11 protein-coding genes are annotated in these 10,445 nt (G+C 35.4%); 8 read left to right on the top strand and 3 right to left on the bottom strand.

Annotated features, from left to right (window positions below; translation table 11 throughout):
* The first annotated feature begins 332 nt into the window (after positions 1 to 332).
* Positions 333 to 1,007, top strand: a complete 675-nt coding sequence (locus C7D53_RS20760; RefSeq protein ID WP_106918296.1) for a YceI family protein — start codon at positions 333 to 335, stop codon at positions 1,005 to 1,007.
* A 165-nt stretch (positions 1,008 to 1,172) separates the two neighbouring features.
* On the opposite strand, the gene C7D53_RS20755 is transcribed toward C7D53_RS20760, so the two are convergent.
* On the bottom strand, positions 1,173 to 1,529 hold the full coding sequence (locus C7D53_RS20755) for a hypothetical protein (protein WP_106918295.1): 357 nt from the start codon (positions 1,527 to 1,529) through the stop codon (positions 1,173 to 1,175).
* Positions 1,530 to 1,670: 141 nt separating this feature from the next.
* Here C7D53_RS20755 and C7D53_RS20750 point away from each other — a divergent pair, with 141 nt between their 5' ends.
* From C7D53_RS20750 to ychF, 5 genes are all read left to right on the top strand, one after another.
* Complete coding sequence (locus C7D53_RS20750; RefSeq protein ID WP_106918294.1) at positions 1,671 to 1,922, top strand: DUF1294 domain-containing protein; 252 nt, start codon at positions 1,671 to 1,673, stop codon at positions 1,920 to 1,922.
* A 245-nt stretch (positions 1,923 to 2,167) separates the two neighbouring features.
* Positions 2,168 to 3,973, top strand: coding sequence for a translational GTPase TypA (typA, locus tag C7D53_RS20745; protein WP_106918293.1), 1,806 nt, complete (start codon positions 2,168 to 2,170; stop codon positions 3,971 to 3,973).
* A gap of 140 nt (positions 3,974 to 4,113) precedes the next feature.
* Positions 4,114 to 5,727 (top strand): glycoside hydrolase family 10 protein, encoded by a 1,614-nt coding sequence (locus C7D53_RS20740; protein ID WP_106918292.1) that lies wholly within the window; start codon positions 4,114 to 4,116, stop codon positions 5,725 to 5,727.
* Between the two features lie 303 nt (positions 5,728 to 6,030).
* Positions 6,031 to 6,582 (top strand): ferritin, encoded by a 552-nt coding sequence (locus C7D53_RS20735; RefSeq protein WP_106918291.1) that lies wholly within the window; start codon positions 6,031 to 6,033, stop codon positions 6,580 to 6,582.
* A gap of 200 nt (positions 6,583 to 6,782) precedes the next feature.
* Positions 6,783 to 7,874 (top strand): redox-regulated ATPase YchF, encoded by a 1,092-nt coding sequence (gene ychF / locus C7D53_RS20730; protein WP_076351477.1) that lies wholly within the window; start codon positions 6,783 to 6,785, stop codon positions 7,872 to 7,874.
* A 155-nt stretch (positions 7,875 to 8,029) separates the two neighbouring features.
* Here ychF and C7D53_RS20725 read toward each other — a convergent pair whose 3' ends face one another.
* Positions 8,030 to 8,203 carry a bacteriocin gene (locus C7D53_RS20725; RefSeq protein ID WP_106918290.1) on the bottom strand — a complete coding sequence of 58 codons (174 nt, stop codon included), beginning with the start codon at positions 8,201 to 8,203 and terminating at the stop codon, positions 8,030 to 8,032.
* 147 nt (positions 8,204 to 8,350) lie between these two features.
* Between C7D53_RS20725 and C7D53_RS20720 the strand changes: the two genes are divergently transcribed.
* Both C7D53_RS20720 and C7D53_RS20715 read left to right on the top strand, forming a co-directional pair.
* Positions 8,351 to 9,289, top strand: a complete 939-nt coding sequence (locus C7D53_RS20720; RefSeq protein WP_106918299.1) for a helix-turn-helix domain-containing protein — start codon at positions 8,351 to 8,353, stop codon at positions 9,287 to 9,289.
* A 90-nt stretch (positions 9,290 to 9,379) separates the two neighbouring features.
* The gene (locus C7D53_RS20715) at positions 9,380 to 10,144 is read left to right on the top strand and encodes an SDR family NAD(P)-dependent oxidoreductase (RefSeq protein ID WP_106918289.1); all 765 of its coding nucleotides are present in this window, start codon (positions 9,380 to 9,382) and stop codon (positions 10,142 to 10,144) included.
* Positions 10,145 to 10,226: 82 nt separating this feature from the next.
* Here C7D53_RS20715 and C7D53_RS20710 read toward each other — a convergent pair whose 3' ends face one another.
* Entirely contained in the window at positions 10,227 to 10,436 is a 210-nt protein-coding gene (locus tag C7D53_RS20710) for a hypothetical protein (RefSeq protein ID WP_106918288.1), read from the bottom strand.
* Positions 10,437 to 10,445 lie beyond the last annotated feature (9 nt).

Here is a 10,445-nt window from a genome sequence, read left to right as displayed (position 1 = left end):
GTGCTGTGATTAATCACGAAGATAATAATTTTTGAAAGCAATTCACAACAAACTCCCTTGGCAGTTCAATGGTTGCGACGCTGTGACTAATCACGAAGATAATAATTTTTGAAAGAATTTCACAAACCTTTCTTTATCCAAAATTTTCTATTATCATTGTAATAAGCTATAAATTTACTATTTTGCTGTTTATTTTTCTCAAATGAATAATAAAATCTAAAAAAATCATTTCTTGATATATGTTAAGATGATAGAAATATGGTTTTTCTATTTTTGTAACCGAAAAACAACAAAAAAAATTTCGATTAAACTTTTTTAAACAATTTAATAATATGAAAAAACTTAGTGTAATTGCATTAGTAGGAGTAGGATTGCTAGCAGCATCTTGTAATAATAAAGAAAAAACAGATACAGCTGTAGCTACCGAGCAAAGCGTTGCAGAAAGCAAAGGAGAAGTATTGGCTGTAGATGCGGCAACGTCTATCGTTAACTGGAAAGCTTTCCATAAAGGAGGTTTTGCACCTCGTTGGGGAACTCTTAACGTAAAATCTGGAGATCTAAGCATTGAAGGGGGACAGGTTGTAGCAGGAAACTTCAATATTGATATGACTTCCATTAAAGTTGATCCGGCTTCAGTAACTGAAAAAGATAAAAAACCGGCAGATCTTGAAGCTCACCTTAAAAATCCTGATTTCTTTGATGTAGCGAAAAACCCTGCTTCTGACTTTAAAATCACAAGTGTAACAGACCTTAAGGAAGCTCCAAAAGATGCTGTTGCAGGTGCTAACAAAACAGTAAGCGGAAACCTTACATTAATGGGAAAAACAATGAATGTTACTTTCCCTGCTAAAGTAGATGTAGTAGATAATACAGCAGCGGTTCAGGCTAAATTTACTGTAAACAGAACAGATTGGGGAATTAAGTTTGGTACTTCTGAAGCAGATCCTGCAGAATGGATGATCAGCAAAGATATTGAGATCGCAATCGATGTAAAAGCTAAAAAATAATTAGCCGGATATATTATAATTATGGAGCTGTCTGAATAAGGCAGCTCTTTTTTATTTTAAAATCTCACCATTCACAAATGAAACAATATACTAACTAAGGTGAGTTTAGGGTGTTTTTATTGGATATTTGTTGAGATTATTTATTTTAGAATTCTACAAAAACCATTAGTTCAGCTCCCATGAATTCTGAATACGTACACAATATTCGCTTCCCAGATATAAAGGATTGCCATGTTTTTCAGACCAGAATCCGTCCAATATATCCATGCTTAGGCAACGGTATACCGCAACTCCTTTATAGATTTTATGATCATCTCCTTTGTAATTAAAATTAAGCACCAAGATGTGGTCCTTATAAAACCCTGTTCCTTTCTGGGTGTGATCTCCAATCGTCCATTGAGCAATAACACGGGCATTTTTATCAACGGATAAAATTAATGTACCTTGATAAGAAACCTGATCAGACTCTTCCTGATTGCTTCCTTTGATGGAATAAGTTCCTGCCAAATCATATACTGTCATTGATTCGTTTTTTATGGATGGCAAATTTAAAAAATCTTATTTTGAAAAACATTACAAATATTGATGAGCGAGAATATTTTAAATTCCAAACTTTTTCTATCATTAAATTAAACTTTACTTTTGCAGCAAATTAAATGTACAATGATTCCTTTTCTGCTGATCGCTAACCTTATTACTTTCGGAGTTTTTGGATTTGATAAACTGCAAGCCAAAAGACATCATTGGAGGATTTCCGAGAACGTTCTTTTAGCACTTTCATTGATAGGAGTTGTAGGGGCGGCTTCCGGAATGGTCATCTTTAATCATAAGGTTTCTAAAAAATCATTTCTTGTAAAATTTTTCATCGTGGTTTTGATTGACCTTGTTTTGCTTTATCGTTTGATAAGACATTGATAAGGAAATGCTTAATAAAGTTAATTGCGGATTTTTAAGACTGTTAATTAACACAATTTATTTTTTCAAAATTTTTATTGAAATAAAGTTAAAATAAACCAGTAATAGAACTTCACGTATTATATTTTTTCGGACATTTTAAGAGGGAATTATCTAAATTTCTCATTATGAAATTGTTAAATATTGCATAAAGATTTTAATTAATTCATTTTAAATCACTATTTTTGCACCCGTAAAAATCCTATATGCAAAACATTAGAAATATTGCGATTATCGCACACGTTGACCACGGGAAGACGACTTTGGTTGACAAAATCATTCACGCTACCAATATTTTCAGAGAAAATCAGGAGAGTGGAGAATTAATTATGGATAACAATGATCTTGAAAGAGAAAGAGGGATCACCATCTTATCCAAGAATATTTCTGTTACTTATAAAGACACAAAAATTAACGTAATTGATACTCCTGGTCACGCGGATTTCGGTGGGGAAGTAGAAAGAGTATTAAAAATGGCTGACGGAGTTATTTTGTTGGTGGATGCGTTCGAAGGACCAATGCCACAAACAAGATTCGTACTTCAGAAAGCTTTAGAATTAGGTTTAAGACCTTTAGTTGTTATCAATAAAGTAGATAAACCAAACTGTCGTCCGGACGAAGTTCACGATCAGGTATTTGATTTATTCTTCAACCTTGAAGCTACTGAAGAGCAGTTGGATTTCCCAACTTTCTACGGTTCTTCTAAGCAAGGTTGGTTCAACACTTCATTAGAACAAACTGAAGATATCTTGCCATTATTAGATGGGATTTTACAATATGTTCCTGAACCAAAGGTAACTGAAGGAAATCTTCAAATGCAGATTACTTCTCTAGATTTCTCTTCTTTCTTAGGAAGAATTGCAATCGGGAAAGTAACAAGAGGAGAGCTTAAAGAATCTCAGTGGATTGGTTTAGCTCAGGCAGATGGTAAAGTTGTAAAAGGAAAAGTAAAAGAACTTTACGTTTTCGAAGGATTAGGAAAGAAAAAAGTAACTGAAGTAAAAGCAGGAGATATCTGTGCTGTAGTAGGTTTTGACGCTTTCCAGATCGGAGATTCATTCGTAGATCTTGAAAACCCTGAACCATTGGAAAGAACTGCAATTGATGAGCCTACATTGAACATGACGTTCTCTATCAACAATTCACCTTTCTTCGGTAAAGATGGTAAATATGTAACGTCTAATCACTTGAAAGAGAGATTAACAAAAGAATTAGAGAAAAACTTAGCATTAAGAGTTCAACAAACTGACGATGCAAACACTTTCCTAGTTTTCGGTAGAGGTATTCTTCACTTATCTGTTTTGATCGAAACAATGAGAAGAGAAGGTTACGAAATGACAATTGGTCAGCCACAGGTTATCCTAAGAGAAATTGATGGTGAAAAATGTGAGCCTTATGAATCTTTAGTAGTAGATGTTCCTGAAGAATATGCTTCAAGAGTTATCGATTTAGCTACTCAAAGAAAAGGTGACCTTCACATTATGGAAACTAAAGGTGAAATGCAGCACATGGAATTCGAAATTCCTTCAAGAGGTTTGATCGGATTGCGTTCTCAAATGTTGACAGCTACTGCAGGTGAAGCTATTATGGCACACCGTTTCACAGAATATAAGCCTTTCAAAGGTGCTATTCCGGGAAGAAACAATGGAGTATTAATCAGCAAGACTCAAGGTCCAGCTACAGAATATTCTATCGCTAAACTACAGGATAGAGGTAAGTTCTTTGTTGATCCGGGTGAGGAAATCTATGCAGGAATGATCATTGGTGAACAAAACAAGCCAGGAGACTTGGTAGTAAACATCGTAGAAGCAAAACAGTTGAATAACATGAGAGCTTCTGGAAAAGATAAAGATACAGGTGTTGCTCCGAAAATCTTATTCTCTCTTGAAGAATGTATGGAATATATCCAAGGTGATGAAGCAATTGAGGTAACTCCAAACTTCATCAGAATGAGAAAGAAAATCCTTTCTGAAGAAGAAAGAAAAAGAGTTGAAAGATCAGCTAAAGCTTAATAGCTTCTGATTTAAAACTGTTATCATATAGAAAAGCCTCGAATTTTTCGAGGCTTTTTTTCTAAATAATCGGAAAAATTGTTTATTTTTCAGATGAAAATCCAAAATATTAAAATATAATTTAAAGTAGTTTTGTGGCTATGAGAATGAATAAATTAAAACTTATCGTTTTATTAGGAGTTTTTGCGTCTTACAGTACCTCATGTTCAGTTCAGAATAATGTAACAAAGACCCCTCCCGCTAAAAATACAACAAAACCCAACACCAATACAACTCAACCCAAACCTCCTGTAGCAGGAACTAAACCCACAACAGGAACAAATCAAACGGAAGAAACTTTCAGAACCAATCTTCCGGAAATCAAAAGAGAATTTCGTGGAGCATGGATTGCCAGTGTAGCCAATATCAACTGGCCTTCAAGAAACGACCTTACAGTAGAACAACAGAAAGCAGAAGCCATCAATATGCTGGATATGCTGAAGAATAATAACTTCAATGCTGCTATCTTTCAGATCAGACCCTCGGCAGATGCTTTATATACAAGTAATATTGAGCCTTGGTCGTACTTTTTAACAGGCGAAACCGGAAGACCTCCTTACCCTAATTATGATCCACTTCAGTTTTGGATTGAAGAATCTCACAAAAGAGGATTGGAGCTGCATGTTTGGTTAAATCCTTACCGTGCTCACCATACCAACGGAGGTTCAGTAACAAAGCTGTCAATGGCCAATACCCTTTCTGACATTGTAGTAAGATTAAAGAACGGAATGTATTGGTTTGATCCCGCAAATCCAAGAACACAAGGACATGTTTCCAATGTAGTAAAGGATATTGTAAAAAGATATGACATTGATGCCATTCACTTTGATGACTACTTCTATCCATATGCAACCTATAACAAAGGTGCCGATTTTCCTGACCACGCAAGTTGGAATGCATACATAAGCAGCGGCGGGAGCTTGTCAAGAGCAGACTGGAGAAGAGACAACGTTAATAAATTTGTAGAACGCATCTATAAAGAAATTCATGCAGAGAAAAATAATGTAAGATTCGGAATCAGCCCGTTTGGAATCTGGAAACCGGGTTATCCTGCAGGAGTTGTAGGATCTTCGCAGTATGATGAACTATATGCAGATGCCAAATTATGGCTGAATAAAGGATGGGTAGATTATTTCTCTCCACAATTATACTGGCCTATTGATTCAAAAGGGCAGGCATTTGAATCCTTGTTAAACTGGTGGCAGTCTGAAAATACAATGAAGAGACACCTGTGGCCAGGCTTAAATACAGTTGAGATTAAAGTATCTGACCGCCCTACAGAAATTAAAAACCAAATTGAAATCTCCAGAAAAATTCTGAAAAATGATGCAGGAGAAATTCACTGGAGTATTGCCGGACTTACGAAAAATCCAGGAATGCTTCCTGCTTTGAAAAATGGTCCTTATAATGAAAAAGCATTAGTTCCAAAATCCCCATGGATTAAGGCTTTGCCACTGCAAATACCCACATTGTTTATCACAGACAATGGAAGCTCCGCACAGGTGAGCTGGAGTACAAAAAATGCAGCCGATGTTTTTCAATGGGTACTTTTTACCCAGTATAACGGAGAATGGCAGACAGAGATTCTAACGCTGGATACGCTTTCAAAAGACGTTCCTAAATCCAAAGATGGTAAAAAACTAAATGGAGTAGCCATTAAAGCCATTGACAGATTAGGAAATGAAAGTGATTACACCGCAAAGAAGATCAGGTAAAATAAAACATGATGCTTTAAAGCAGACTCCATCAAATTTTTGAAAATATAAAAAGGGTTTAACGGAAAGTTGAACCCTTTTTTTGTGATTGCAAAATGTAAAATATTTATTTATAGTGTTTTATTATTGATCAGAAAATAATAATATACAGAGAAGTAATATTTTAGAATAACTATAAATTGTGGATTTAAGTAACTTTTAATCAGTATGATACGTTTTATTTTGTTTCATTTAACATAATTCACAAACCTTAGCGGAACCATTTTTGCATGAATAGTCTCATAATCACCAAAATATAAAATTATGAATACTAACAGACTTTCCGCAAAAGTGGAAAAAGCACTTAGTGATCAGATGAACAAGGAAATTCATGCATCACACATTTTTCTATCTTATGGAATTTGGGCAGATGACAAAGGATATCAGGGAATTGCCAATTTTCTTTACAGGCATGCTCAGGAAGAAAGAAACCACTCAATCAAGTTTATGGAATATATTTTAAACAGAGGCGGAAAACCTAAAGTTACTGCCATCCCTGCACCTCCGGCTGATCCCGAATCTCTTACAGCTTGTTTTGATGGGGTTTTTAAACATGAAGTTGACAATACAACCGCCATCTACAAAATTGTAGACCTTTCTATGACCGAAAAAGACTGGGCAACATGGAACTTTATGCAATGGTTCGTTCAGGAACAGATTGAAGAAGAAACCCTTGCTCACAATTTAATTGATAAATTAAAAATTGCAGGTGGTGATCGTGCAACAGACGAATCTCTATTTACCTTAGATAAAGCTTTACAGGAAGCACCTAACGACGTTCCTCTGGCTCAGGAGGCCACGGGAGATCGTCCATAAAAATCAAGAATAAAACAAAAACTGTTTGAAAATCTGTCAAATTACTGACAGATTTTTTTATTATGAAACTCCCTTTAATTTCACTATCTTTGCACGCTGAAAGTTAAAGACTCAATAATTTTAAGTGAAAAAGGAACAATACCCTTAAACTTTAAACATTGAACTTTAGCCACTAAACCCTAAACTTTGAATTTTACAATATGAAATGTGGAATCGTAGGCCTGCCGAATGTAGGTAAATCAACACTTTTTAACTGTTTGAGTAATGCAAAAGCTCAATCAGCAAACTATCCTTTCTGTACTATTGAGCCCAATCTTGGAACGGTTTCCGTACCAGATCAGAGATTGTTTGAATTGGAAAAAATAGTAAAACCGGAAAGAGTTTTACCGGCTGTAGTTGAAATCGTTGATATTGCAGGTCTTGTAAAAGGGGCCAGCAAAGGAGAAGGATTGGGTAACCAGTTCTTGGCTAATATCCGTGAGTGTGAAGCAATCATCCATGTTTTGAGATGTTTTGATAACGGAAATATCATCCACGTTGAAGGTTCAGTAGATCCACTAAGAGATAAAGAAATTATTGATATTGAATTGCAGCTGAAAGACCTTGAAACAGTAGGAAAAGCAGTTGAAAAAGCTAAAAAATTCATCAAGTCTGGTAAGAAAGAAGATCTTTTGACGTACGAGACCCTTCAAAATCTGCAAAAATTCCTGGAAGATGGGAAGAATGCAAGAGAATTTGCAGTAGATGACTTTGCAAAATCAATCATTGGAGAAGTTCAGCTTTTGACCAATAAACCTGTGCTTTACGTTTGTAATGTAGATGAAAACTCTATCAAAAACGGAAATGACTGGATTGGAAAGATCGAGGAAATGGCTAAAAATGAAGGAGCTGAAGTTGTCGTATTAGCAGCTCAGATTGAAGCTGATATCAATGAACTGGAAACTTTCGAAGAAAGAGAGATTTTCCTTGAAGAACTAGGTCTTACAGAGCCTGGAGTAAACCGTTTGATTAGAAAGGCTTACGATTTATTAAAGCTTCAGACTTATTTTACAGCAGGTGTTAAAGAAGTAAGAGCTTGGACTATCGGACAAGGATGGACAGCTCCTCAGGCAGCTGGTGTAATCCACACAGACTTTGAAAAAGGATTCATCCGTGCAGAAGTTATCAAGTATGATGATTATATGACATACGGTTCTGAGGTAAAGATCAAAGAAGCTGGAAAGCTTTCTGTAGAAGGAAAAGAATATGTAGTTCAGGATGGTGACATCATGCACTTCAGATTCAACGTATAAAAGAAAATATTAAAGTTAGTCTATAAAAAAGCGCTTCCATGAATTTGGGGGCGTTTTTTGCCTTTTAGAATGTAAAAGGTGAAAGGGGCTTTTTTTTGATGATTAGTAAAATAGCTTCCTGATGTCAGAAAGCTATTTTTTGTTGTATTATTTAATTAAAATGGAAAAGGAGGTTCCAGTACATATCTACACTCTCTTTCTGCACACATTTTTCCTGTTGTTCTACATAGACCTGTTGTATGGTCTATACACATTAATAATCCACCCGTAATGGTTTTCAGCTCTTTTTTGTTCAGCTTTTTGCCGATTTGTGAAATTTTTGTCTTCATTGGTTTGATTTTTAATAAGTTAACGATGACTAATGTAGGTAAATATTTTCACATATATCACTTACTGTAGATAAAAATGAAATGGTATTTTATTTTCAGATCATTAAAAATCAACTTTGTATATTTGAATTTTACAAATCATTTGTCATGGAAAAAATAGCCCATTCTTCACTGGAAGACTTTTATAGGGAGATGACGACCAAGCTGGGTAAGAACCTTGAAGATATTTTTCCCAAAGGTCTTCATAAAGATATTGGACATTTCAATGTATTTGACATCGCGCAAACCATTGAAAAGATAAAGACGACCTCAGAAATGCCTTATAACAGAAGGAAATACTATAAGATTAGCCTGATCAGGGGCAATAATAGGGCAGAATATGCAGATAAAGTAATCTCCATCAGGCAGAACGCCTTATTGTTTGCTACCCCGAAAGTTCCTTACCACTGGATACCTGAAGATAGTGAACAGTCAGGAAGCTTCTGTGTTTTTACGGAGGATTTTTTCATCAAGGATAGGACTTACAATGGTTTGGAGAGCCTGCCTATTTTCCAGCCTGGAGGCATTCCTGTATTTGAAATTGATGATGAACTGGCAGATGAAATAGATATACTCTTTAAAAAAATAAAAAAAGAAATAGATTCCGATTATGTCTTTAAATATGATCTGATCAGAAACTATGTTCTTGAATTAATCCATTATGGACAAAAATTACAACCGGCAACAAAAATTTCTACTTCTAATGATGCATCTTTAAGGGTGGTTTCCTTATTTATAGAATTGTTGGAGAGGCAATTTCCCATTCAATCCCTGGAACAGAGGCTTCGGCTGAAAACAGCAAAGGATTATGCAGAAAGACTGGCAGTGCATGTTAATTATTTAAATAAAAGATTAAAAGAAAGTACAGGAAAAACTACCACAGAATTTATTGGAGACCGTATTATTCAGGAAGCGAAAATACTCTTAAGACAAACCCAATGGAATGTTTCTGAGATTTCCTATGTCTTGGGTTTTGAGGAGATTGCTCATTTTTCAAACTTCTTTAAAAGAAAAACATCATATACACCGTTGGAATTTCGGTCATGATTTGAATTTTGCAAATTTCAGATTGATTCAAGCAAACAAACCCTGCTGAAAATACACCAACTTTGTATCATCAAAAAAATCAAAATAAAAATGGATACAAGAACAAAAATTGCATTGATAACAGGAGCTAATCGTGGTTTGGGTAAAAATTCAGCCCTTAAAATTGCAGAGAAAGGATTAGATGTCATCATTACCTACAGAAATAATGAAGAAGAAGCAAAAGCAGTTGTTAACGAAATAAAAAGCAGGGGGAGAAACGCTATAGCCTTTCAATTGGATACTAAGGATCATAAAAGTTTTAATGACTTTGTAAAAAATGTTACAGATCATTTACAAGAAACAACAGGAAGCTCCAATATTGATTACCTTGTCAATAATGCGGGAACAGCTTTGTATTCTCCCATTACCGAAGTTACAGAGGAGCAGCTTGACGATATGGTGGATATTCACTTTAAAGGAGTATTCTTTTTGACTCAAAAATTATTGCCTTTTATTAATGATGGTGGCGGGATTGTTAACATTTCTTCAGGATTGGCAAGGTTTGCTACTCCGGGGTCTTCTGTTTATGGTTCCATTAAAGCAGGTGTAGAAATGCTGACAAAGTATATGGCTAAAGAATTGGGTGCAAGAAAGATTAAGGCGAATGTAGTAGCGCCGGGAGCTATTGAGACTGATTTCGGAGGTGGAAGAGTGAGAGATAATAAAGATATTAATACCGTGGTAGCAAATGCCACCGCATTGGGTAGAGTAGGTCTTCCGGATGATATTGGCGGGGTAGTATCCTTTTTATGTACCGAGGATGCTGGCTGGATCAATGGACAAAGAATTGAAGTTTCTGGAGGAATGTTTTTATAGAGTTTTTGGGCTATTGACAATGTCTTTCCTTAAAAATAGAAGAACCAACCTGCATCGGTTGGTTCTTTTTTATTGTAGTCTGCTATAAGCTTCCGGGATCAGGCAAAATGATTGGGCCATCAGGATCTATAGGCTCCAAAGGTATAGGAAGCTGACACTTATCTTCTCTGCATCCGGGTCCTATAAACACGCAATATCCTGAAGAATTCGTACATCTTACATTGCCATTACCTCCGCTAATTACTCTTAGCTCACTTTTTGTTAATTTTTTTCCTTTGTTTAAATTTTTCATGGGTTTAGT

The sequence above is a fragment of the Chryseobacterium aurantiacum genome (assembly GCF_003020585.1).
Taxonomy (GTDB): domain Bacteria; phylum Bacteroidota; class Bacteroidia; order Flavobacteriales; family Weeksellaceae; genus Chryseobacterium; species Chryseobacterium aurantiacum.
Note: the sequence above shows the minus strand (reverse complement) of the source record. Positions and strands in the feature narration are given on the sequence as shown.

Coding starts and splice junctions, on each gene's coding strand:
- C7D53_RS20740 (WP_106918292.1), top strand. CDS start 4,114: ATGAGAATGAATAAATTAAAACTTATCGTTTTATTAGGAGTTTTTGCG.
- C7D53_RS20715 (WP_106918289.1), top strand. CDS start 9,380: ATGGATACAAGAACAAAAATTGCATTGATAACAGGAGCTAATCGTGGT.
- C7D53_RS20710 (WP_106918288.1), bottom strand. CDS start 10,436: ATGAAAAATTTAAACAAAGGAAAAAAATTAACAAAAAGTGAGCTAAGA.
- C7D53_RS20760 (WP_106918296.1), top strand. CDS start 333: ATGAAAAAACTTAGTGTAATTGCATTAGTAGGAGTAGGATTGCTAGCA.
- C7D53_RS20720 (WP_106918299.1), top strand. CDS start 8,351: ATGGAAAAAATAGCCCATTCTTCACTGGAAGACTTTTATAGGGAGATG.
- typA (WP_106918293.1), top strand. CDS start 2,168: ATGCAAAACATTAGAAATATTGCGATTATCGCACACGTTGACCACGGG.
- C7D53_RS20735 (WP_106918291.1), top strand. CDS start 6,031: ATGAATACTAACAGACTTTCCGCAAAAGTGGAAAAAGCACTTAGTGAT.
- C7D53_RS20750 (WP_106918294.1), top strand. CDS start 1,671: ATGATTCCTTTTCTGCTGATCGCTAACCTTATTACTTTCGGAGTTTTT.
- ychF (WP_076351477.1), top strand. CDS start 6,783: ATGAAATGTGGAATCGTAGGCCTGCCGAATGTAGGTAAATCAACACTT.
- C7D53_RS20755 (WP_106918295.1), bottom strand. CDS start 1,529: ATGACAGTATATGATTTGGCAGGAACTTATTCCATCAAAGGAAGCAAT.
- C7D53_RS20725 (WP_106918290.1), bottom strand. CDS start 8,203: ATGAAGACAAAAATTTCACAAATCGGCAAAAAGCTGAACAAAAAAGAG.